Origin of the sequence: Streptomyces humicola (assembly GCF_024436035.1) — a bacterium.
In the GTDB taxonomy this organism is placed as follows: domain Bacteria; phylum Actinomycetota; class Actinomycetes; order Streptomycetales; family Streptomycetaceae; genus Streptantibioticus_B; species Streptantibioticus_B humicola.
On record NZ_JANFNG010000013.1, the window covers coordinates 118,019 to 139,757 of the forward strand.

The 21,739-nt window shown below is 67.5% G+C and carries 26 protein-coding genes and 1 tRNA gene; 8 read left to right on the top strand and 19 right to left on the bottom strand.

The genetic code is table 11. The annotated features are described in order from the left end of the window. Window positions 1-74 precede the first annotated feature (74 nt). Window positions 75-578, top strand: a complete 504-nt coding sequence (locus NGB36_RS18175) for a universal stress protein (RefSeq protein ID WP_372509470.1) — start codon at window positions 75-77, stop codon at window positions 576-578. Here NGB36_RS18175 and NGB36_RS18180 read toward each other — a convergent pair whose 3' ends face one another. Together NGB36_RS18180 and NGB36_RS18185 are read right to left on the bottom strand one after the other, a co-directional pair. Next, window positions 579-1,478: a transketolase family protein gene (locus NGB36_RS18180; protein WP_255921367.1), complete on the bottom strand. Its 900-nt coding sequence runs from the start codon at window positions 1,476-1,478 to the stop codon at window positions 579-581. Between the two features lie 21 nt (window positions 1,479-1,499). After that, window positions 1,500-2,198, bottom strand: a complete 699-nt coding sequence (locus NGB36_RS18185; protein ID WP_255921368.1) for a thiamine pyrophosphate-binding protein — start codon at window positions 2,196-2,198, stop codon at window positions 1,500-1,502. Between the two features lie 53 nt (window positions 2,199-2,251). Here NGB36_RS18185 and soxR point away from each other — a divergent pair, with 53 nt between their 5' ends. After that, window positions 2,252-2,716, top strand: a complete 465-nt coding sequence (gene soxR, locus NGB36_RS18190; protein WP_255921369.1) for a redox-sensitive transcriptional activator SoxR — start codon at window positions 2,252-2,254, stop codon at window positions 2,714-2,716. 111 nt (window positions 2,717-2,827) lie between these two features. Further along, window positions 2,828-2,901, top strand: a tRNA-Pro gene (locus NGB36_RS18195). Window positions 2,902-3,312: 411 nt separating this feature from the next. Here NGB36_RS18195 and NGB36_RS18200 read toward each other — a convergent pair. From NGB36_RS18200 to NGB36_RS18265, 14 genes are all read right to left on the bottom strand, one after another. Then, on the bottom strand, window positions 3,313-4,578 hold the full coding sequence (locus tag NGB36_RS18200; protein ID WP_255921370.1) for a hypothetical protein: 1,266 nt from the start codon (window positions 4,576-4,578) through the stop codon (window positions 3,313-3,315). Window positions 4,579-4,769: 191 nt separating this feature from the next. After that, window positions 4,770-6,050 carry a tyrosine-type recombinase/integrase gene (locus NGB36_RS18205; RefSeq protein ID WP_255921371.1) on the bottom strand — a complete coding sequence of 427 codons (1,281 nt, stop codon included), beginning with the start codon at window positions 6,048-6,050 and terminating at the stop codon, window positions 4,770-4,772. Further along, window positions 6,050-6,241: a helix-turn-helix domain-containing protein gene (locus tag NGB36_RS18210; protein ID WP_255921372.1), complete on the bottom strand. Its 192-nt coding sequence runs from the start codon at window positions 6,239-6,241 to the stop codon at window positions 6,050-6,052. The genes NGB36_RS18205 and NGB36_RS18210 overlap by 1 nt, the downstream gene beginning before the upstream one ends. Window positions 6,242-6,595: 354 nt before the next feature. After that, complete coding sequence (locus NGB36_RS18215; RefSeq protein ID WP_255921373.1) at window positions 6,596-8,149, bottom strand: YfjI family protein; 1,554 nt, start codon at window positions 8,147-8,149, stop codon at window positions 6,596-6,598. Further along, window positions 8,146-8,490 carry a hypothetical protein gene (locus tag NGB36_RS18220; protein ID WP_255921374.1) on the bottom strand — a complete coding sequence of 115 codons (345 nt, stop codon included), beginning with the start codon at window positions 8,488-8,490 and terminating at the stop codon, window positions 8,146-8,148. The genes NGB36_RS18215 and NGB36_RS18220 overlap by 4 nt, the downstream gene beginning before the upstream one ends. Next, complete coding sequence (locus NGB36_RS18225) at window positions 8,487-9,356, bottom strand: bifunctional DNA primase/polymerase (protein WP_255921375.1); 870 nt, start codon at window positions 9,354-9,356, stop codon at window positions 8,487-8,489. Before NGB36_RS18225 ends, NGB36_RS18220 begins: the two co-directional genes overlap by 4 nt. A gap of 177 nt (window positions 9,357-9,533) precedes the next feature. Further along, window positions 9,534-9,905: a hypothetical protein gene (locus NGB36_RS18230; protein ID WP_255921376.1), complete on the bottom strand. Its 372-nt coding sequence runs from the start codon at window positions 9,903-9,905 to the stop codon at window positions 9,534-9,536. Continuing rightward, window positions 9,902-10,144, bottom strand: a complete 243-nt coding sequence (locus NGB36_RS18235) for a hypothetical protein (RefSeq protein ID WP_255921377.1) — start codon at window positions 10,142-10,144, stop codon at window positions 9,902-9,904. The genes NGB36_RS18230 and NGB36_RS18235 overlap by 4 nt, the downstream gene beginning before the upstream one ends. 32 nt (window positions 10,145-10,176) lie before the next feature. Beyond that, a complete protein-coding gene (locus tag NGB36_RS18240) occupies window positions 10,177-10,641 on the bottom strand; it encodes a hypothetical protein (RefSeq protein ID WP_255921378.1) in 465 nt (154 codons plus the stop codon). A gap of 220 nt (window positions 10,642-10,861) precedes the next feature. Beyond that, a complete protein-coding gene (locus tag NGB36_RS18245) occupies window positions 10,862-13,048 on the bottom strand; it encodes a hypothetical protein (RefSeq protein WP_255921379.1) in 2,187 nt (728 codons plus the stop codon). 88 nt (window positions 13,049-13,136) lie between these two features. Beyond that, window positions 13,137-13,517: an RRQRL motif-containing zinc-binding protein gene (locus NGB36_RS18250; protein WP_255921401.1), complete on the bottom strand. Its 381-nt coding sequence runs from the start codon at window positions 13,515-13,517 to the stop codon at window positions 13,137-13,139. Continuing rightward, the gene (locus tag NGB36_RS18255) at window positions 13,517-14,371 is read right to left on the bottom strand and encodes a DUF2637 domain-containing protein (protein ID WP_255921380.1); all 855 of its coding nucleotides are present in this window, start codon (window positions 14,369-14,371) and stop codon (window positions 13,517-13,519) included. The genes NGB36_RS18250 and NGB36_RS18255 overlap by 1 nt, the downstream gene beginning before the upstream one ends. Further along, the gene (locus NGB36_RS18260) at window positions 14,368-14,598 is read right to left on the bottom strand and encodes a hypothetical protein (protein WP_255921381.1); all 231 of its coding nucleotides are present in this window, start codon (window positions 14,596-14,598) and stop codon (window positions 14,368-14,370) included. The genes NGB36_RS18255 and NGB36_RS18260 overlap by 4 nt, the downstream gene beginning before the upstream one ends. After that, a complete protein-coding gene (locus NGB36_RS18265) occupies window positions 14,595-14,855 on the bottom strand; it encodes a DUF6284 family protein (RefSeq protein WP_255921382.1) in 261 nt (86 codons plus the stop codon). Before NGB36_RS18265 ends, NGB36_RS18260 begins: the two co-directional genes overlap by 4 nt. Before the next feature lie 245 nt (window positions 14,856-15,100). On the opposite strand from NGB36_RS18265, the gene NGB36_RS18270 reads away from it, so the two are divergent. The 4 genes from NGB36_RS18270 to NGB36_RS18285 all read left to right on the top strand — a co-directional run bounded on the left by NGB36_RS18270 (window position 15,101) and on the right by NGB36_RS18285 (window position 18,125). After that, window positions 15,101-15,442 (top strand): winged helix-turn-helix domain-containing protein, encoded by a 342-nt coding sequence (locus NGB36_RS18270; RefSeq protein ID WP_255921402.1) that lies wholly within the window; start codon window positions 15,101-15,103, stop codon window positions 15,440-15,442. A gap of 234 nt (window positions 15,443-15,676) precedes the next feature. Further along, window positions 15,677-16,693: a P-loop nucleotide/nucleoside kinase family protein gene (locus tag NGB36_RS18275; protein WP_255921383.1), complete on the top strand. Its 1,017-nt coding sequence runs from the start codon at window positions 15,677-15,679 to the stop codon at window positions 16,691-16,693. Window positions 16,694-16,704: 11 nt separating this feature from the next. Continuing rightward, window positions 16,705-17,277, top strand: a complete 573-nt coding sequence (locus NGB36_RS18280) for a phosphotransferase-like protein (protein ID WP_255921384.1) — start codon at window positions 16,705-16,707, stop codon at window positions 17,275-17,277. Then, window positions 17,274-18,125, top strand: a complete 852-nt coding sequence (locus NGB36_RS18285; protein ID WP_255921385.1) for an NAD(P)-dependent oxidoreductase — start codon at window positions 17,274-17,276, stop codon at window positions 18,123-18,125. Before NGB36_RS18280 ends, NGB36_RS18285 begins: the two co-directional genes overlap by 4 nt. Before the next feature lie 24 nt (window positions 18,126-18,149). Here NGB36_RS18285 and NGB36_RS18290 read toward each other — a convergent pair whose 3' ends face one another. The 3 genes from NGB36_RS18290 to NGB36_RS18295 form a co-directional block, all read right to left on the bottom strand. After that, on the bottom strand, window positions 18,150-18,593 hold the full coding sequence (locus NGB36_RS18290) for a hypothetical protein (RefSeq protein WP_255921386.1): 444 nt from the start codon (window positions 18,591-18,593) through the stop codon (window positions 18,150-18,152). A 130-nt stretch (window positions 18,594-18,723) separates the two neighbouring features. Then, window positions 18,724-19,557 carry a tyrosine-type recombinase/integrase gene (locus NGB36_RS33825; protein ID WP_372509473.1) on the bottom strand — a complete coding sequence of 278 codons (834 nt, stop codon included), beginning with the start codon at window positions 19,555-19,557 and terminating at the stop codon, window positions 18,724-18,726. Between the two features lie 58 nt (window positions 19,558-19,615). Then, on the bottom strand, window positions 19,616-20,386 hold the full coding sequence (locus NGB36_RS18295) for a tyrosine-type recombinase/integrase (protein WP_255921387.1): 771 nt from the start codon (window positions 20,384-20,386) through the stop codon (window positions 19,616-19,618). Window positions 20,387-21,206: 820 nt separating this feature from the next. Between NGB36_RS18295 and NGB36_RS18300 the strand changes: the two genes are divergently transcribed. Beyond that, entirely contained in the window at window positions 21,207-21,725 is a 519-nt protein-coding gene (locus NGB36_RS18300) for a hypothetical protein (protein ID WP_255921388.1), read from the top strand. Window positions 21,726-21,739 lie beyond the last annotated feature (14 nt).

Here is a 21,739-nt window from a genome sequence, read left to right on the forward strand (position 1 = left end):
TCCCACCACGGTCGGCCGGGGGAGCCATGCGGGCCGACGCATGCCCGGTAACCCGGCCGCATTACTCTCGGGTTGTGAGCGGCGGAAGCGATGCAAACGACGGGAACCTCGACAGCCGGGAATCGGGCCAGTCGCAGTTCGAGCGGGGCACGGACGGACCGAAGGTGATCGTCGCCGGCGTGGACGACTCCGATTCGTCGTGGCGGGCCGTGGCCTACGCCGCAGGGCTCGCCCGGCGCCAGGGGGCACTGCTCGCCATGGTCTACGTGCAGCCGCTGGGCGCGGTGACCGCCCCGGGTGTCGCCGTGTCGATGGCCGAGACGACGTCGGAGATAGCCGAGGAGATCATCGGGCAGGTGCGCGAGAGTGTGAAGCGCCTGGGCGACGACTTCAAGCTGCGCTGGGAGTTCCACACCTTCCCCGGCGACCCGTTCACCGGGCTCGCCAAGGCGGCCGACGACCTGCGGGCCGATGCCGTGGTGGTCGGTGCGTCGGAGCGCGCGGGGCACCGCATCGTCGGCTCGCTCGCCGTCCGCCTGGTCAAGGCCGCCAGGTGGCCGGTCACCGTCGTCCCCTGATCAGCGAAGGAAGGCGCTGATCCGCCCCCGCAGTCCGTTGGCGTCGAGCCCGTGCGCCGCCACGTGCTCCGCCCATGTCCCGTACCGGCGCAGCTCCTCACGCGCCGTCCCGATCCCCAGCACCCGGTGCTCCAGGTCGACCAGCGCCTCGTCGACGAACGGCGCCGACGTGCCGGCGAGGTAGGGCTCGACGAGCACGACGTCGGCCGTGCCCGAACGGCCGACCGCCGCACGCAGCCCCTCACCGTCGAAGGGCCGCACTGTCGTCGCGTACAGCACGGTCACCTCCAGACCCTCCGTCGCCTCCCGCGCGGCGTCCAGCATCGGCCCGACCGCCAGCACCACCCCGGCCCGGCCCTCCCGCACGACCTGGAAGCTCCCGGGCGTGACGGGCAACGGCTCACGGTTCGCGTGCTCGCTGAGGCGTACGTACACCCGCCGGTCCCCGTCGGCGGCCGCGTGCCGCAGCAGCGCCTCCGCCTCGTCCGGGTGCCCAGGCACGTGCACCGTCCACCCCTCCAGGGTGTCGAGCAGCGCCACATCGCCCGGTGCCTGGTGCGTGCGGCCGCCCGCCGCGATGTCGTACGAGCCGCCCGCGCTCACCAGCACCGCCCCGACGCCCTGGTGCCCCAGGTCCAGCTTCACCTGCTCGAACGGCCGCTCGACCAGAAAGCTCGCGAAGGTGTGGACGATGGGCCGCATCCCGGCCAGCGCCAGTCCGCCGGCGGCGCTGACCAGCAACTGCTCGCGGATGCCGACGTCGATCACACGGTCGGGATGGGCCTTTGCCGCTTCCCGGAAGCGGTCGCTGGAGATGACCGCGAGGACCACGGCGAGCCGGGGGTCCTCGTCCAGCAGGCGCGAGGCGACGGCGGTGAAGCGTTCACGCATGGTGTCCATGGGCTGATCTCTCCTCAGATGTCAGACGTACTTGGGCTCGACACGGGCGATCACGGCATGCGGCCGGCCGGGGTGCGGCGCGGTGAACGCCTGGTACAACGCCTGGTGGTCGCGGCCGTCCACCGTCACTGCCGACCACCCCTCGGCGGCGAAGCGGGAGGCGAGCCCGCCGCGCCAGCCGTAGGTCGCCGACGCGTTGTCCACCGCCACGACGTGCAGCCCCTCCAGCCCGACCGCGCCCGCGAAGGCGACCGCCTCGTGATTGCTGCCCTCATCCATCTCCGCGTCGCCGACCAGCACCCAGGTACGGGCCTGGTCACGCCCCTGCGCCCGCAGGCCTAACGCCGTCCCGACGGCGATCGGCAGACCGTGCCCGAGCGAACCCGAGCCGATCTCCGCGCCGGGCACGAGGGTGCGGTCCGGGTGATGCCCGAGCGGCGAATCGAACGCCGCGAAGTGATACAGCCACTCCTCGGGGATGAACCCCTTGGCGGCCAGCACCGCGTAGTACGCCATCGGCCCGTGTCCCTTGGAGAGCAGGAAACGGTCGCGGCAGGGGTCGTCGGCGGTGTCCGGCGCCACCCGGAGCACCCGGTCGTAGAGCACCCACAGCACATCGAGGGTGGAGGTTGCGGCCGGCCCGTGCTTCTCGTCGCCACTCATGAGCGACATCAGGCGCTCCAGGCCCGCGTAGTCGTAGAAAGTCCTGGTCGAAGTCATGGGAAGAGCCTGCAACTTCAAGTCCGCTTGAGGTCAAGGGCTATCCTCACCGCATGTCTCCGCACGCGCGCGACCGCCTCACCATCGGCGAACTGGCCACCCGCAGCGGACTCGCTCCCTCCGCCCTGCGGTACTACGAGGAGCTCGGCCTCATCCACGCCGAACGCACCGCTGGCGGCCAGCGCCGCTACCCGCGCGCGACCCTTCGCCGCGTCGCCTTCATCCGCGCCGCCCAGCAGGTCGGCCTCTCCTTGGAGGAGGCCCGAGCCGCCCTGTCCGAGCTGCCCGCGGAGCGCACCCCCAACGCCACCGAATGGGCCCGCGTGGCCCGCTCCTGGCAGCACCGCATCGACCAGCAGATCGCCGACCTGGAACGTCTCCGCGCCCGCCTCACCGGCTGCATCGGCTGCGGCTGTCTGTCACTGACCAAGTGCCGTCTGTACAACCCGGAGGATGCAGCCGCATCCCACGGCACGGGCGCCCGCTACCTCCTCGGCGACGCGCTGCCCGATGTGTAGCCATCCGCGCACGCTGCGTGCCCACCTGTGGGGTGTCGGCGGGCACCCGGGGGAATGCGGTATTGTTCTCGTGCGCGCTCAGCCGGGCCCAGGCCCGGCTGCAACGGGCATCGGGACGTGGCGCAGCTTGGTAGCGCACTTGACTGGGGGTCAAGGGGTCGCAGGTTCAAATCCTGTCGTCCCGACGCAGGTCAGAAGCCCTCTGGGATCACCCCAGGGGGCTTCTGACATCAGCGGCTGACATCAGTGTGCGGCATTGGGCCTCGTTGCGTCACCCTGAGCGGTCCCTGTGTGACACCTCAGAGATCAAGGTTCTAGTGAGGGTATGTCCTACTGGCCAGGTGGCTAGCTCCACGCGCCGTGGGCGGCTCAACCCTCACCGGGCACATGCCCCCTGTTTCCGCTCCGCCTCGGCCGTTGGCCCGCCACGGTTAGTCATGCCTGCCTGCGCTCAAAGGCTTCTGGCAGCCGCAGGTGGAGCCACGGCGGGTTGACCAGGAGTGTCGGCCTCGGCCGCGAACTAGCGTCATAGTCATCTATCTTCTCTCGCCCCATGACAGCCCCAGCCGGTGTCTGCGTGCGGCGAAGGGTCTCGATCACTGTCTCTGTGGCAACGCCCTGTTCAATGCATCGTTAACCTTCTTGGCTACTTCTTCGGGTGCGGATATCAAGCTCAGTGCCGCCATAACGAGTAGCGTGATCCTCAAATTTCCTGCGAGCACGCCTTGGCTTGTAACCCCGGGGATCATAGGTAGAAAGAATCCAGCTCCTGCAAGTATGGTGCCGGGGAATATCCGCTTGGCTGCGTCCTTCAGTGAATCTTTCCAAGTTCGCTCTGAGTCGCCTGCGTCTAGCGGAAGGTTTTCCAACAGCGACTCTCGATCGCCTAGAGCGAGGAAGGCAAGTCCTTTGAGCAGGTCTTGAAGGATAGCATCCTTCCCTCCAGCGGATCGGGTCAGGATCCTCTCGTAACCCCATATATGTCGAGCCACCGTAAGCGCTTCGCGCTTATACTCCTCGCGACAGGAAGACTCCGCGTCGAATAGCCACTCCATTTGCAGTTCAGTCCGAGCGAGATGGCCGAGGAGGTCAATAGCACCACAAGCCTGCTTCATGGATTTGCGACTTGGCCACCCCTGGTCCGCTCTCTCGATCTCGCGCACTGCCTGAGCCCATGCGTAGATGAGCAAATCGTAAGGCCCTGCTCCGTTGAGCCTTCCCGTCTGTCGCAGCACGTAGCGGGCCATGTGCTGAAGGGGGATCCCGAGGCATACGAAAAGACAAACGAGAAGTATGGCCGCGGCGGCTATGCCGCGCAAAGAGCTGCGAGAATATGCGGCAACCGGAATCCAGGCAAACCTGGCTGCGTAGGATTGCAGGGCCCTGGTGTCGTACCAGAGAGACCAACCCGCAACTATGGGTGCTACCGACATGAAAAACAGAAAAGTGGTCTCAATGTAAAGGGGTAGCCGCTCCAAAACCCTCCCTGCAATGGCTACAATGGCCAGATAAGCCAACCATGAGATGATTCCGATAGGGAAAGCCCATCCGAGCCAAACGCATAGCGCGATTACGGCCAAGGTGAAGGCTGCAAGGATGGACCAACATAGCCGTTCTGTCCAAATTCCGGCAGCTTGCCCCGTCGCAACCTGACGGGCCATGGCCCGCCGGACGGCCCTCCGTAGCTGTAGCTGTTCAGTCGGTTCTCTACCCGGGAATACGAACGAGTCAGGATCAAGACGTCGAACTTCTCGCCGTATCTCGTGCGCTATCCGCTGCCGGACATCCCTGTATTTGGCCGTTTCATCTGACTCCCCCGACGGCCTCCACTCCAACGTGTAGGTCCAGAGCTTGAACTCCACCCCTCCCCCTTCGGGCGATGGCCGACTGGTGCTTGATGCTACGTCAGTCTTCCGGGCTGAGCGCGCTCCAACTTGCAAGCTGCCTGTTCCCTTGCCAGTGCGCCGGGCTTTCGTTAGCGACGAGGGCCAGAAGCCCTCCGGGAAGATCTCGGAGGGCTTCTGGCAACGGTGGTTGAGTGTCAACGGGCCTCTCAGATCCTTGCGGGGACTCCCGCGACACCGTCGTCGCCCTCGTCCTCATCCTGGCCGAGTGCATCGTCCATGCGGTCGGCTGCGGCCTTGAGGGTCGTGTCCATGACGTGGGCGTAGGTGTCCAGGGTCATGGTGATGGTGCTGTGACCGAGGGTTTCCATGATGGTCCGGGCGTCCACCCCTTGAGCGAGGAGGAGTGAGGCGCAGGTGTGCCGCAGGTCGTGTACGCGTACCTGGCGTACGTGTGCCCTCCGGCACAGGACCGTGAGCATCCGGTTCAGGCTCCGCGGGTCTGTGGGCCGACCGGTGGGCGTCGTGAAGACCAGCCCGCCGGGCTGGTCAGCCGAGGGCTTCCATGTCTCCCCTGCGCTCGCTCGCTCGCGGCGCTGAGCTTCCCGATGAAACTTGAGCGCGGTCACGCACTTCTGGGGGAGCGAGATCGTTCGTACAGATCGGGCGGTCTTCGGGGTGCCGAATACCAGCTCCCGCTGGATGCGCTGCAGGTTCCGGCGGACCCGGAGCTGCCCCTTGTCGAGATCGATGTCCTGCCACGTCAAGGCGAGCACTTCGCCCCGTCGCAGTCCGGTCGAGACCAGCAGCAGCCAAAGCGCGTACAGCCGGTGATCACGGGCGGCTTTGAGGAGCATCCTTGCCTCAGTCCGGTCCAACGGCCGTACCTCCTGCCGCTCGAGCGTAGGCGTCTCTACGATCTTCGCCACGTTGCGGGCGATGAGTTCTTCCCGGACGGCCTGTTGTAGAGCCGAGCGCAGGACTGCGTGGACGTACTGGACGGTCCGGGCGGACGGCCGTCGGCGGCAGCACTTCCCGACCGCGCAGCACGTCTGCTCGTCCTCAGTGCGCCCCGCGTCGACGCCCCGCAGGCAGCACAGGCACGAGTTCTTGAACTCCGCGAGGAACAGGCGAACGTCCGCAGGGGAGAGCCGGTTGAGCTTCTTCTTGCCCAACTGAGGCGCGATGTACAGGCGGGCCATGATCTCGTAGCTCGTGAGAGTGGAAGGCTTGAGCCGTGCGGCTGCGACGGCGGCGAGCCAGTAAGTGAGGTAGTCGGCGAGCAGCATGGCGGAGGTGGCCGCAGGGATGCCCTGCCGGGTCTTCTCCTGCAGTTCCGTGAGCTTCTCTGCTACCTCGCTGCGGGTCTTGCCGTAGACGAACTTGCGGACGCGGGTTCCGTCCGGCCGGAAGACGTAGGCGGCGGCGTGGTACCGGCCGTCTTTGCGCTTGGTGATGGTTCCTTCGCCGTTGGCGCGTCGCTTGGCCATCAGTAGGACTCCTCAAGTCGGTTGCGCATGTAGGCGGCCACGTCTTCGGCGCGAACGCGCCGCGAGCGGCCGACGGTGAAGCTGGGCAGTTGGCGGGATCGGAGGAGGTCGTAGACCTTTGCGCGGCTCAGTCGCAGGACTGTCATGACCTCGGGCACGGTGAGCGCTTCGGATATGGGTGCGGTGGTCACCTCAGCTCCTCGGGGAGGCAGGACGGATGGAGGTGGACCCCTGCCGCAGAAACCGCAATAACCGCAGAAACCCGGTGAGGGGCGGTTGACCTGCGGGGATGTGCCGAGCGGTGGGCCGAGGGGGTTCGTGCCGCAGAAATCGCAGAATCCGCAAAATGAGCTGGCGCCGGTGACGGGCTGGCCGGTGTCGGGTGGGGCGCTCGCGTTTCTGCGGTTATTGCGGTTTCTGCGGCGGGGGCGGTCCTCGGCCTGTGCGCGGCAGGGTGCGGGGTGTTGCCGCAGGTCAGCGGCCACGGCCTGGCATTTTTGTTTTTTTGCGGTTTGTGCGGGAGGGGTTGAGCGGTGGAGCCTCGCCTACGTGGGTGACTCGCGTAGGCGGGGGTGGACCTGGTAGCGGGGTTTGGGTGGGCGTCCGCGCTTGCCGGTGCGCTCGGGGACGTACGAGCGCAGGTAGCCGTGCTCTTCGAGCAGGTCCGCGGCCGGTTCGAGGTCTTCGACGGTGGGGAACTCGGCGCGGCTGAGCTTGGCGAACAGGTCGCGGCGGCTGACCTCGCTCCACTGGTTTTCGCGCAGCACGTCGAGCAGGGTGCGGGCGCGGTTGACGGTGGGGTCGGCGCCCATGACGTCGAAGACAGCGAGGGCGTGAAGGGTGAAGTAGTCGGCGAGCGTGATGGCCGCGTGCATGGTGGCCTCGCTGACCGGCTGCGTGTGCCCGTCGTCGAGGTGTTCGGCGAGGTGGAGCAGGCCGGCGATCCGGGCGGTCGCTCCGGCGAGTTTGCCCGCCCAGTCGGCCAGGTGCCCCAATGCGCCGCCGCGGGCGGCTAGTTGGGGCTCCAGACGCTCCTGGAAGGCCAGCAGAGCCGCGTCGGCCTCGGGGGTGAGCTGGAGGACTGCGGGGTCGGTCCAGTCCGCCAGAGCGAGCGTGAGAGCGATGACGTTGCGTTCGTAGGTCGCGGCCACGTCGGCGGGCACCGGGTCGGTGATGACCTTGCGTTGGCCTACGAGGGATGCGGGCAACGCGTAGAGGAAGCGGCCGAGCAGGCCGCGGCCACGGAAGCCTTTGACGCGGCCGATGTCCCGCAATACCTCCGGCTGGGGCGAGATTCCCATGGTGAGCGCAGGGTGGTCGATGTACTCCTTCCTGGTCTGCCGGTCCACGCGCAGCCGGTCTCCTGCGTGGCCTTTGAGGAAGACGCCCATGTTGGGGTCTTTGCTGTAGCGGCCGGCGATGATGTCGAAGATGTCGCCCTCCGCACTCATCACGGCGATGCGGCCACCCTGTTCGGCCATGCGGGAGGTGACGGTCTCCGCGGTCGCGTCGTCGGCGAGCAACTGCGGTTCAGTGGGGATGGCCACGGTCTCCGCGGTTTCGGCCAGGCTGACGGCCTCGCGGATCAGCTCGTCCCGCTCGTCCGGGGATGCGCCGGCTGCCTTCTTGGTCGCGTTGTCGGCGGCTTCCTTTGCCAGGCGGGCGGTCATGGCCGCTTCGATGATGGCCGGTGTGGCTGCGATCTTGAGCTGCTTTTCCGCCTCGTACAGCGGGTCGGTCATCGCAGCGACCACGGCGGATTTGCGGTTGGCGGGCGGGAGGGCGACGACGACGAACAGGTTTGTCGGTTCGCGCCAGTTCCCGCGCACCTGCACCACCGCACGCCCGCCGGCCGCGGTCGCGAGGGTGGCCAGAGCGAAGCAGCCGGGCAGGTCGACAGGGGTTTGCGTCTCCTCCGCGACCGCTTCGGTGAACTCCTGCAACCAGCGAGGGAACACGGTGGCCGGGAAGGACGGCAACTCGCGGCGACCGGTGAGCGGGATTGGCTCGTCCCACGCCGGCGCCGCGCTCTCGTCGGCGACCAGGGTGTCGAAGCCTGCCCATAGATCCGTACTGGGCTCGGTGCTGGGTGCGGTCATGCGGCTTTCCTCCCTTCGTTCTCCGTTGCGTCGTGGGGGCAGATGCCGACGCGAACACGTCGGGTGAGTGCGATGACCGCGGCGCGGCCGCGGGCGCGTTCGTGGTGCCCGCATCGGCACAGCCAGTCCGCGACCGGCACGCCGGTCATGCGTACCTGCAGCCCCGGCATGATGCCGGTGATCGTGACCTGCTCCAGGTCAGAACTAAGAGCAGAGCGGACGGCCTTACGGCCGGCGCATTTTGAGGCGCCACTGGTGATGCGGGGTGGGGGTTGTACGGCGTCCTGAGACTGGTTGGCGGGGAGGTGGAAGAGACCACCCTCGCGCGGCTGGGGCGTCATGCTGCCCTCCCGGTGCCGGCGCTCAGGCCGTTGGCGACGGCCCGTTGGGCGTATGCCTCGGGGACGCCGACGGCAACGGCTGCAGCGACGATGTGCTGTCCAATGGCGTCCAGTCCGCACGGTCCGGGGCATTGGGCGTGTTGGGCTGCGAGGAACGAGGCCACGCCGAATGCTTGGGATCCGGCGCCGGATTCGGTGCGGGCTCGCACCATGGCCAGGCCGCGTTCCAGACCGGTGCGCACGTACGCTTCGGTGTGGCGGCACCCGGTCGCTACGGTCCGGTCCCACTCGGCGCGCTCAGGGGACGGGAGCGTCCTCCCGGGGGCGGGGGTGGTCTCTTCCTGCTCGACGAGCGCGCGGACGGCGGACGGCAGGTCCACCATGGTGCCGGTGCCGTGGTCGCGCCAGACGGCGTAGGCCATAAGCGACTTGATGTCCACGCCAGGCCGCACGGAGTTGGCTGAGCGCATCGCTCCGCGGTAGATCCAGTGTTCCCCGCGTGTGGTTGTGACGGTGCGGGTGGCTGGCAAGTGTTTGCGCGCCCAGGCGACAGCTGCGGCGTTGTCCAGGTCGACCACGGTCAGCCGGGCGCCGCCGGGGTGGTAGGCGACGGCCGCCGCGCGTTGCCAGGCTGCGCGCCAGGGGTGGGAGAAGACGGTCAGCAGGTCGCTGGTGGCCGCTGCCCAGCCGTGGCAGGGGGCGGGGCAGCGGCAGGGTCCGGCCAGCTTCATGTTCGGTCGGCCGCCGCACGCGTTGTCGACGCAGGAGCGGCAGTTGCCGAACGGCAGCTTCCCGGCGCGCAGTGGCAGGACGGGAATGCCGAGGCAGGCCAGATCCCGCATCGTGGTCAAGAGCTGGTCGTTCATGCCGCCAGTTCCACGGCGTCCGTGTGAGCGGCCGGGATGCGCGGGCTGGGCAGGCGCTGTAGGTCGCGGGTGAGGGACAGGTTGGGTCATGCTGGAGACCTCCAATAGGTCTGTTGAGGACTGGAGACCGGGGCGGGCCGTATGTCATTGGCGTGAGTGGCGGCTCGCCCCAGGCGGTCAGGCGTTGTCGGGGGCCTGGTAGGCGATCGGTGAGAGCCCGTTGTGGGCCCGGTTGAGTGCCTCGTAGAGTTCGTGCGCGGCGCGGGCGGCGTCGTAGAGGCCGCCGTTGGCGGTGGACACGTCGGTGCCGAGGGTGTTGTTGGTGCTGAGCAGATGCCCGTCTTCGTACTCGGAGAGCAGGAACACCCGGAGCTGGATAAGGGTCTGCGGCAGCCGCGTGGAGAGTGTGGCGAGGTTGGCCACGGTGTCGTAGACGTCGCCTGGGTAGACGACTGTGCTGCCCTGTTCGCCATAGCGGGTGGCGTAGTTGAGGTCACGGATCAGTTCGGCCGCGGCGTCAGCGATCTCGGCGGCACTTTTCTGGTTCATGCGGCCTTCCTTGGGGTGCAGACGTGGGTGGGCAGGGGCGTGACCGTGGACCTGCCCGGGGTGGCGGGCGCGTGGCTCGGCTTGGGAGCGGGCGGTGTGTGCGCGGAGGCGTGGCCGATGCCCCATTGGTGGCCGATGATCAGGCCGAGGATGAGCAGGACGATGTGGCGGTTTCGGCGCCACCATGAGGGTGTGGGTGGGTCGATGACGGCGAAGTGGACCTGCGGCTTGCTGGCCACTGGGACTCCCTTCCATGCAGTGCCGAGCTCGGTCAGGTGTGGAAGTGGTTGCGCTTGATGACGGCTTTGCGGATGTGGACCGTCGTTCCGCTGGTGCTGCGGCCGGCGGCGAAGACCTGGACAGCGATGGCGCCGCCGAAGATGACGGCGGCGAGGATGATGAGTTGGTGGATGAAGGCTGCGAGGGCTGCGATGAAGCCCGTGAGCAGCAGCAGTCCGCCGCAGACGGCGGCGAAGCCGACGCCGGTCAGGGCGATGTTCACCGCAACGGGACTCACCACGCTCCGCGCGGCCGGTGCCTGCTCGGGGAGCGGGGGTTGGGCGGGGGTGAGGGCGTAGCCGGTGACGATGCGGCCGTCGGGCAGCTGCACGCTCTGCACCGCGGGCACGCCTGCCTGCTGCGGCACGAGCGATGCTGCGTGCTGGGGTGCGGGGGCGACCGGTGTGGGGTGGTGGACTTCGACGGCCGCGGGGCGGCTGGGCGTGTGCTCGCTCATCTCGGCCTCTTTCAGGGGCTGGGGGCGGGCGCGCGTCGACGGGTGCGGCGCGGGCCCGCACAGGGGCGGCTGAGGGCTTCTGAGGGGTGTGCAGGGGGGATCCGTCCGATCCGTCCGGACGGGTGTTCGTCCTGCTCAGGGCGGGTTTTCGATCCGTCCGGGGATCCGTCCGAAGGGGACGGATGATGTGTCCGTGCGGACGGATCCCCGGACGGATGGGTCAGGCGCTTTGTGCGGTGGCGCGCCGGTAGGTGGCGGCTGCGGTGAGCAGGTCGGAGAGGTACACCCCGCGGGCGTCGCCCCACTTGCGGGCGCCGGCTCCGAGGCTGGAGAGGGTGCGTCCGAGGGTGACCGGGTTGAGGTCTCCGAACGCTGCCGGGTTGTGGGCCTGGAGCGCGGTGAGCAGGTCGCCGGGGGTCATCGCGGTCTCTTCCGCGTTCTGCAGGACCTCGATGGCTGCGGCGATCAGCGGCGGCAACTCCACGGCGTCATCAGCGTCTTCGATCTCCTCCACGGCCTGGATGCGCTTTTCGAACCGGTCGACGTCCCCGGTCAGCTCCGCGCTCAGGTCCACCTCCGCGATGGCCAGGGAGTTGCCATCGAGGGCGACCAGCCCCGCCTGGCGCCGTTCGGTGCCGCGGGCCTCGAAGCTGTCGTCGTCGAGGTAGTTGAACCGCTTGGGGATCGGCTCGACGTGGTCACCGCCGCGCACGTAGGCCACGGACACGTCGTTGAGGGTCTTGCCCTCCGACGGACGCAGCTTGTGTGCGGCCCAGCCCTCCCCGATCGCACCGCCGTCGAACAGCTGGGTGACGTCCTGCGGCCGGCACGGCAGCGCCACCCGGTTCTGCACCGCTCCGGGGTCGGCGGAGCCGAGGAAGGACTTGGTGGCGCCCTGGGCTGCCATGATGAGGTTCACCGCGGACTTGCGTCCGGTCCGGATGATCTCGGCGACCAGCGGCCACAACCCTGCTGCGACCAGCGCCGGGTACTCATCGATGATCAGATACAGGGCCGGGTGAGTCTCCGAGGGCTCCCAGTTGCGGCCCATGCTCAGCTGCTTGAACAGCTTCGGGCGGGTGATGGAGATCGCCAACGCGTCCTCCAGCAACCTGCGGGCGTCGACCTTGTTGGTGGCCCGTCGGGCGATGGCGTCCCCGATCGGGTCCAGACCGGCACCTGCGGAGCCGAGGTCGATGTCCCACACCACCGCATCCCGGCACGCCGTGAGGTACTCGGCGACGGAGAGCAGGGCGTTGGACTTGCCGGATCCGGGGCCGCCGATGAACACCGCATTGGTGCGCAGGAAGTTCATCAACAGCGGCTGCTGGGACAGCTCCACACCGAGGTCGGCCCGGTCGTGGCAGGACACGGACTTCGGCGCCCGGTACGGGATGGGCTTCTGCCCCGCCCACGGGTTCTCACCCAACGCGCGGAGGGTGAACAGCGGGCGAGCCTTGGCGGACTGCTGCACCAGCAGCGATCCGGGCCGGGCGATCAGCAGCGCTTCGAGATCATCGAGTTTGGCAGTGACATCGGCAGGCTTGGCCTTGCTCAGCTGCACCTTGGCCTCAAAGCCCCAGTGGTGCGCGATGACGTGCAGGTCGGCCACGTTGATGCCCAGGTCCTCCTCCAGGGCATCGCGCAGCATCCGGCCGAACGCCCGCGGCGTCATCCCCGGATCCAGGATCGAGCGCTCGGGGTCGTCGTAGAACGCGGCCTCGTCCTCGTCCAGGCGCCGGCCGCGCCAGGCGGCCACCGAGACCGTCAACAGCGTGGCTGCGGCCATCCCGAGACCGTGCTCGAGCACGTACCCGCAGGTTTCTGCGGCGAGGGCCGGGCCGTAGGCGGCAGCCGCCCGCAGCGTGGTGGCACGGGCTGCGGCCTTCTTCAACTTGTGGTGCTCAAGCGCCGCCTCGTCGGCTTCAACCTTGGCTTTCTCGGCGCGCTTGGCCATCAGGTCGCGGTCCATCAGCGTCCAGCGGGCCTTGCGCTCCGCCGCGCGGGCGGTCTTCGCCTTGTGGTGGGCGCGGTCCTTGGCGGTGGTCACGCGGATGCCCTCGGTGCCGCGTACCCACTCATGGGTGCGGCGGGTCCCGCGGACGATCCGCGGCAGGGTGCCGTGCGTGGTCGTCTGCCGGCGCAGCGACTTGCGGGCGCGGCGCTTGGTGATGCGCCAGGCGTACTTGGCGCGGGCCCGGCGGCCTTCCTTGGAGCGGATCCACGCCGGGATGAGCGGGGCATCGCCGATCGGGTCGTCGTCCAGCTCAGGGGCGTAGGGCGGTTCGGGGTGGGTCTTGGGGAGGACCGTGCCCTGTATGACGCGGGGGCCGGTCGGGTGACGGTAGGCGTCCAGATCGACTACGTCAGCCGGGGTGGAGTTGGAGCGCGCGAAGTCCTCGGACACGATGGGGTGTACTCCTTCGGGAGGGAAGCGGGGCCCGGACGCCTGCCGGCCAAAGCAATTCGCGTCCGGGTCACCGCGGGTGGGGTGGTCAAGCGGTGCGCTGTTCCTCGATGTGCAGGCACCGGCCGCACATCCCACGCGAGCGCGGGATGCAGTAACCGGCGTCGATACGGCAGGCGGGGCAGATCCGGCGGGCCCGCATCGCCTTGGCGAGCGCCACCGCACGCCCTGATGTCATGGGGCGGACCGGCCGCGCGTCCGCGATCGTGTACAGGTAGGCGGTCAACGGCTCACGACGCCGCCGGGGACGCAGCAGCTGGGCTTGGACCGGCTGACCACCGGGCCGCAGACCCAGCGCCCGCAGCTGCCGGCGCGTGGCGTATCCGTCCGGCGCCAGAGCCCACGGGAAGGTCGGGGTGCCGAACCGCGTCCCGTCCGGGTCGAAGCAGTCCGCGAGCGTCAGCCGCATCACGCCGCCTCACCCTCGCCGGTGGTGCGTTCGGCACGCAGCGTCTCGCGTAGCACGCGAGCCTTGGCAGGCGAGGTCCGCACCGCTTTACGGATCGCCTCAGCGGTCAACTCCTCCACCGACCATCCCGCCGTCGCCGACCGCGCCTCTTCCAGCAGCTGCTCCGGTGTGCGCGCCGGGCGAGGGCTGCGGGCCGACTCAGGTACCCGACCGGTCGTCCTGCGCGGCCGGTGCGCAATCGCAGCAACCGCCGCAACAGAAGGCGCGGGCGTCGCCTCGATCGACTCCAGCACCGGTGCATGGTCGGCCGATTGATCGGCCGTCACCTCGAAGACCCTCGGGGCGTGCTGCGGGGTCGACTTGTCCAGGTCAGAGGTAGACCGATTTACGGTGACCTCAGATGTTTTCTCCTGGTTCGTGTCGTGGTCGGGTTGGTGGTGGAGGACCTTGGCGACCAGATCGGAGCCGAAGTAGATCGACCCGACCGGTAGCGACGTGGCCAGCAGCACCAGTGCCCAGTTCGCCGGTCCCCAGTCGGCCAGTCGACTCCAGTCGACCGCCCGGTCGTGCAGCTGCGGCACCAGGCCGTGCACGTAGTTCAACACCAACGACGCGAGTGCATAGGTGGCCAGTACCCGCAGTGCGAAGGTCTTCGCCTTGCCGGTGAGGACGAGGGTGGCGACCAGTGCGAGCGCCATCAGACCGTCGACCACGAACGGGTAGAGCATGGCGGCCGTGGCGTCCGCGCCGATGGCCTTGGCCACATCCCGCAGCGCGTTCCACGAGACCCGAAACGCCATACCGACCACGACGACCAGTGCCAGGACCAGCAGGATTTTGCCCTTGCGGTTCATCGGGCACCTCCTGGCGGGCGCCGGCCGAAGCTGATCGTGACCGGCTCGTGTACCGCGCCCGCGGCGGCATCGAGCACCAGCACCGCGACCACCAGGACACCGACCGTGATCCGGCCGTCGATCGAGGGCGAGTAGCCCAGCAGCCATGCGACGCCGGCCACGGCCAGCCCCACGCGCAGGCGGGCCAGCAGCAACAGGGCGCGTTCGGTGTGGGTGATCGGCCTCATGCCCCCACCCCCGACACCGATGCGGCACGGTTGGTCAGCTCACGCCGTGCAGCGAGGACCTTGCGGCGTGCCCGGCGGATCCGGCGGGCGTCCAGCTCGCAGGCCGGACGGTCGATCGTCATGATCTGCGCGTCCAGCAGCTCAACCTCCGCCAGGATCACGGGCATCTCCCGCTCGATCGCATCCAGCTCCGCGGCGGTGGGTTCTCGGTCGTCGGAGCCGGTAACAGGCTCCTGAACAGCAGCGATGTAACGCATGGGTCGTGCTCCCTTCGGATGGAACGGCCCTTACAGCGGCTCCCGGTGTCGCCACACCGGGAGCCGCGCTCCGTCCACCCGTCGACTGACGAGTGGCTCTGGCGGGCTCTGCGACTCTGTCACAGAGTGGACTATGTGGCAGAGCTAGTCAAGTCTCCCTGCGGAACAGTGAGGGAGGGGGAGTGGTTCTATCTCTGCCGCTTGGGCACTATGGGGCAGAGATAGAGACGGAGCTTGGGGTGTTCATGATCGAGTGGAGTGGCAGGCCTGCCTACCAGCAGGTTGCCGATGATCTCAGGCGGCGTATCGCGGCTGGTGAGTACGCCGAGACCGGCAAGCTGCCTTCCTTGGCCGAGCTTGAGCGCGGGTATGGCGTCACCAGCACGGTTGCCCGTGAAGCGATTCGCGCGCTGAAAGCCGAGGGGCTCGCGGTGAGCCATCAGGGCAAGGGTGCCTTCCTTACGGCCGACGCCGCTAAGCGTGCCGGCCAAGCCGACGGGCTGGATGAGCTGCGCCGGGAGATCGAGGAGCTTCGACGCGAAGTCGGGTCGCTCCGCGAGCGCGTAGCCAAGCTCGAAGGTCATTGACGGCGCGGCGGTCGCAGGTATGGGGCGCGGTCTCGGGTTCCCGTACATGGGCACCTCCTCGGTTCGGATGTGCTCCAGTTCACTACTACGAGCGGAGAACCTGTATCACATCCTGCTACCTGATTAAGTCTCAGCGGTTTTACACATCCGCTTACACGTCCGCTATCACTATTTCCCATGGGACTACTCGGACCGCTACACTCGCGGCTCCGACTAGCTGTCTAGGAGGGGCAGATGGCTCGACAGCATCCGGACTGGAAGCCTGACCTTCTTCGCATGCACAGGGAAGAAATAGGGCTGACCCTGGAAGAGGCGGGGGAGAAGCTTCGCGATATCGCGGATCGGCATGGCCTCAACATCGCCGCGAACTTCCAGACGATCTGGGGACACGAGAAGGGAACGGTATACCCCGGTCCGCATTACCGGCGGGGGTACTGCCGTCTCTATCGTCGCAATGAAGCCCAACTTGGCTTTCGTCGAGCACTGCCCGGAGAGGATGCCCCTGTGGAGTCCGCGCTGGCGCCCGCTTCCGCTGAGCGAAAGCTCCCCGATCAGCCGCACGCCGTACGCCAGGCGCTCAGCAGCATCCGCGAAGGCACAGCAGATGTAGACATAGAGGCGCTGCGCAATCGTGTCATCGATGCGTGGACCCGACGCTCAACGGGCGGCAACATCGATGGCCCTTCTGTCGTGCTCGTGGGAGGGTTTGCCGGTTCTGGAAAGTCGGAGTTCGCCAAGTTTCTGGGTAGCCTCACAGGCTGGCCCATCCTCGACAAGGACTCACTGACCCGCCCCTTGGTGGACCAACTGCTCATCGCCCTCGGCGGCGAGGCTCACGACAGGAGTTCGGAACTCTACCGCGAGAAAGTTCGCCCGTTGGAATACCGTTGCTTGATGGAAGCGGCATGGGACAACGTGGACTGCGGAATCTCTACAATCCTCGACGCGCCGTTCGTCTCGGAATTCTCGCAAGCTGAATGGATGCAGCGCTTCCACAACCGCTGCCGCTCCAAGCGGGTATCCGTCGCGACGATATGGGTCGAATGCGACTCTGATTCCATGCGTGAGTACATTGAGTTCCGAGGAGCTGCGCGCGACGCATGGAAGATGGAGGCGTGGGAAGAGTATCTCTCAACGCTTAACCTGGATATGCGGCCGCAGGGACCGCATTTCGTCGTGGACAACCGTCTTGGCGCGGCTGTTGCGCTCGTCGACGAAGCGCGCGACGTTCTGAGCGGAGGTGGCCTGTGACTGGATCTGGCGTGATCTTGTACGGCCCTCCGGGGTCGGGCAAGGACACCATCACTGCCGAACTGACGCTTCTCTGCCCGGAGTTCATGCTTTTTCAGCGGCTCAAGGCCGGTCCCGGCCGGACGACCGGATACCGGCTCACGACTGCCGAGCACATTGAGGAGCTGTCGCGCGCCGGAGAGCTGCTCTACCGCAACGCCCGGTACAACGCCGAGTACGCGATCGACAGACACGGCGTCGCCGCTCTGGTCGACGACGGACGGATTCCTGTGCTGCACATGGGCCAGGTAGCCGGAGCGAGCGCGGTCGCCGAGTTCCCCCTCCACTGGGCCAGAGTTCTGCTCTGGTGTTCGCTTGAGGTTACAGAGAAACGGTCCGTCGGTCGCGGCGACAAGGACGTGGAAGCGCGACTGAAGGTCTGGCACGAGACGCGGGAAGACCTGCTGGCCCACGCCGACGAACCGTGGACGCTGGCCATCCGGACCGACCATCTCAGCCCTGCCGAGTCGGCTCAGGCCATCAGCGATGTACTTGAATCCCGCGCGACTGCCGAGCGCCGAAACATCAGGGAGCTGATCGGATGACCACCCTCGGGATCGTGCACCCTGGGAGCATGGGTGCGGCCGTCGGCGCTCAGGCGAAACATCACGGAGCAGAGGTTCTGTGGTGCCCCGACGGGCGCAGCGCTTCGACTAAGGAACGCGCCGAGCGCTACGGGCTCACCCCAGTGATCCATGTCGACGAAATGACCGAGCGAGCAGACTTTATCCTGAGCCTGTGCCCGCCGGCCGTCGCCGAGGACGTCGCTCGATCGATCGCGGCGCACGCCTACACAGGGACCTACGTGGACGCGAACGCCGTCTCGCCGGCCACCATGGTGAACATCAACGCCATCATGCGGGCGTCCGGAGCGACGGTGGTCGACGGCTCCGTCATCGGTTCGCCCCCGTCGGCGTCCAAGAGCACGCGGCTCTATCTCTCAGGGGCATCCGAGGCATTGCCTCCCGTGGCGCAGCTCTTCGCCGGAAGCGCCGTACAAGCTCACCTATTGCCGGGTGATATCGGGCAGGCCTCAGCGCTCAAGATGTCGTACGGCAGTTACCAGAAGACGAGCCGCGTTCTCGCGGCAGTCTCGTACGCGCTGGCCCGGGACTACGGCGTAGAGACCGAATTGCTCGACATCGCGCGGGGACGCGTGTCCAGTTACCTCGCCGAAACTGCGTACTTCCCGAAGGTAGCTGCGCGGGCATGGCGTTGGGCCCCTGAGATGCACGAGGTGGCGCGCGCCCTCCGAGAGGCTGGCCTGCCATCTGACCTCGCCAACGCGTCGGCCGCGGTCATGAGCCGGTGGGAGAGCCTCAAAGACTCGTCCATGGATGTCGTGCAGGTGCTCGATCACCTGCACGAGGCCCCGGACACTGAGCCTTCCTAATGCGTGTGAACAGGTGAGGCTCGGTCAGTCGTTCCCCAGAGCCTCGCGTGCGGCAGTGGCGAAAGCGTGCATCGCAACAGCTTGTATTGCCTCTCGAAATTGCGCCGCACATTTGTCCAGGCCGTGTCGATCTTCCTCACGGCAGCGCCAATACCATGCCGTGCCTGCTTCATCAAGGGCTTTGAGCTGCTGAAACAGGGCAATCCCAGTCGTCGCCAGAGGTCCCGGACCGGCGATCGCGACGCGCCCCTGGGCGCCGGTAACCTCCACCCACTCCTTCGCAGTCTCCTGGTAAAGGTCTTCGTTCGCCTCGCCATCGTCGAGCTTGTCAGCTACGCGCCACCAGGCCATAGCAAAGCGTGCCGAAGCACTGAGCAAGTCATCACAAGCCTGGCGGCGCATGTCCTCCGTGCGTCGGCAATCGTCCGCTTCGAGCTGCGTCCTCTGTTGGTGCACCTGAGTGAACATCGAGAGTCCTCCCCCCGCGAGTCCTCCCAGGGCGCCGATACAGGTTCCGATGAGCGTCGCTATGGTTCCGTCCACGTTGGTAGTGGATCAGGAACCTGGCAGTTTGATCACCGGGTTCACGAAATCGCCATTAACATGCTGGTGGAGAGTGGCCGTTCATCTGGTGACCGCTAAGACTTCGGGCGCTGACATCAACCCCTGACATCAACAGTGGTAGACGCAGGAAGACAAGGGGAGATAGCGGTCGCAGCGGCGCCCCAGCCTGGGCACCGCCCACATGCACCTCCCGAAGGACAGCACGCGCCTGGGGGTCAAGGGGTCGCAGGTTCAAATCCTGTCGTCCCGACCAGCGTTTTCGCAGGTCGGAGGCCGTTTTCTCGAGTTCGGGAAGGCGGCCTCTTCGCTGTCCTGGCGGTGGTGGTCGCAGTGTGGTCGCGCTGGTGCGGCGGGGCTGGGAGGCGTTTGGTGAAGTGGCGGCCGGTGCGGGGGAGTAGGCGGGTGTGAGCGCCTTGCGCAGCCGGGTGAGGTGGTCGGGGTGTGGTCGCAGCCAGCCGGGCCAGTGCAGGTGGTGGCGGTCTGGGTCCGCTTGGGTGAGGGCTTGGTCGATGGCGTCGACGGCGTCGCGGGCGGCCTTGGTGGTCAGGTGACTGTAGATGTTGGCGGTCGTGGACAGGGTGGAGTGCCGCAGGGTCTTGGAGACCACCGTCAGGGGGACGCCGGCGTTGATGGTGAGCGTGGCGGCGAGGTGGCGCAGGTCGTGCAGGCTGATGCGGGGGACGCCTGCTTGGCTCGTTAGTCGGCGGAAGCGGCGGAGCACGTGCTCGGGGCGCAGTGGACGCCCATCGGGCCGGCAGAAGACCAGGTCGGCGTAGGGACCGTCCGGCTGGATGGGTGTGCCGCTGCCGACTGGAGGTGGCGTACGCGCGGCGTGGCGTGTGAGGGCTGCGGCGACGCGTGGGGAGATGGCGACCCAGTTTTTGCTGGAGCGCGTCTTGGGCGGGGTGAGGACGAGGTGGTTGTTGTCAACGGCGGAGAGGGTGTAGCGGACGTAGAGAACTTTTTTCTTTGAGGTGGACGTCTGCCCAGTGGAGTCCGAGTGCTTCGCCTTTGCGCATGCCGGTGCCGATGAGGAGTTCGCACAGGTCGGCCAAGAGGGGATCGTGCTGGTGGCAGTGGCGCAGGAAGCGGGCTGCTTCTTGCGGTGTCCAGATGCGGCGTTCGGGAGTTGGTGGCCGGGGGAGGACGGCGGGGCGTGCCGGGTTGTGGGGGAGGCGGTGTTGTCGGACGGCGTCGCCGAGCGCGCTGGAGAGGGTGGCCAGGCACCGGTGGAGGGTTACCCGGCCGCGGCCAGCAGTGAGTTGGGCATGGACGAAGCCGGCGATGTGGCGGTGGCCGAGTTCGTCGAGTTTGAGGCTGCCGAGCGCCGGGATGAGGTCCTTGGTGACGTAATCGCGGTAGCGCGCACAGGTGGTGGGCTTGATCGTGAGCGCCTTCGCTGCTAGCCATGCGGTGAGGTAGTCGGCGACGGTCTGGTTCGGGTCGGCGTTGAATCCGCCGGCCTCACCTTCGAGCAGCCGGCGTAGCGCGGTGCGTGCGGTGTGGCGGCTGGGGAAGCCGCCGCGGCGGATGGTGGTGCGCTGTCCGGCGGGGGAGGGCAGGTCGACGGCGAAGGTCCAGGTGCCGTGGTCGGGATCGGCTGCCAGGGCCGGGCAGCGGGTGCCGAGCTGGCGGTGGTGGTTGTCGCGGCAGCCGCAGCGGCGGTAGACGCGACCGCGGTCGGTGGGAGAGCGCATGGTGATCGCCTCCAAGACGGAGGGGGGCCGACACGCTCAGTGTCCGCCGCTGCACTCACTACGCGACCACACACCGAAACTTACTTGCCCTACCTGCGGTGTTCCCTTGTCGAGGCCTCAAGGACAGTTAGTCCTTGGTGATCAAGTCACGGGAGGGCGCTTCGGTGAGGCGGTCTGGGAGTGCGGACCTGACGGCGGGCATGCCCGATGGTTGAAGAGTTGATGGTGGCGATTTTCAACGGAGACTACCTTTTGAGTCTTCCGGGCTGAAATACTCCGTGTAGCCCTTACCGCCTGGGTGAAGGCAACTGCCAGGTACGGCGTGGCTTGGTGGCGCCGGTGTGGGGTTCGTCTGCGTCTTGGCCTTACTGGGGGTCTGGCTGTGGTATTCCGATTCAACCCGCCTCCGTCGTGGCCGCAACCGCCGTCCGGATGGACGCCGCCGCCGGGCTGGATGCCTGATCCCTCGTGGCCCGCCCCGCCTGCGGGGTGGCAGTTGTGGGTTGCGGAGGATGGGTCAGATGATGTCCATGATGTGTTGCCGCACGGTGCGTACGGCCACGCGCCGACGGTGCCGCAGTATCCGGACGGGCCTGCGTCGTCTACACCGCAGTGGGCGGTGGCTCCCACGCAGTTTGCACCATCACTGCGGCCCCAGTGGTCCACGGCACCCGCTGAGGCCGTACCTCCGGTGCCCAAGCAGTCTGCTGTCCCTGCGGGGGCTTGGGAGTCGTCCTCGGAGAGATCCGGTTCGTCGTCTGGGGTATTCGGGAAACGTCGCAGGCAAGCCGAGGCGGAGATCGAGCAGCTACGCACTCAAGTGAACACTCTTTCCGGCGATCTGGATGCCGCGAAGCGCCGGTTGGCGGAGCAGGATGCCGGGCGCGTTCATCTGGAGTCGGCGCTGCAAGAGGCGCGGGCTCGCATGGGGGTGCTGCAGGAGGAGCTTGAGCGTGTCCGCGGGATGGATATTGCGCAACGGGCGGCCGAGGTGGAGCGGCTGCGGGCTGAGATATCTGAGCTGGAGCGTCAGCGTGAGGCTCTCGTGGGGGAACGGGAGGAGGAAGCTGCGCGGGCGGATGCGGCTCTGGCGGAGAAGGCCGAGCGCGCGATGCTGGCGCTGCAGGCCCAGCTGGACGGCAAGCTCGCCGAGCTGGACGAGGTCATGGCTCGTGTGCAGGCGGCGCAGGAGCGTCTGACGCAGGTGCAAGCCGAGGTGGTACAGGGCGAGCGGCGCATCGTGAGGACCGAGGAGACCGCGATGCTGCAGGAGGTGGGGGTCTACGCCTACCGGCACCCCGCTCGAGGACGCCGTTGCCTACAAGGGCCGACTGGATGAGCTCAAGGACCAGA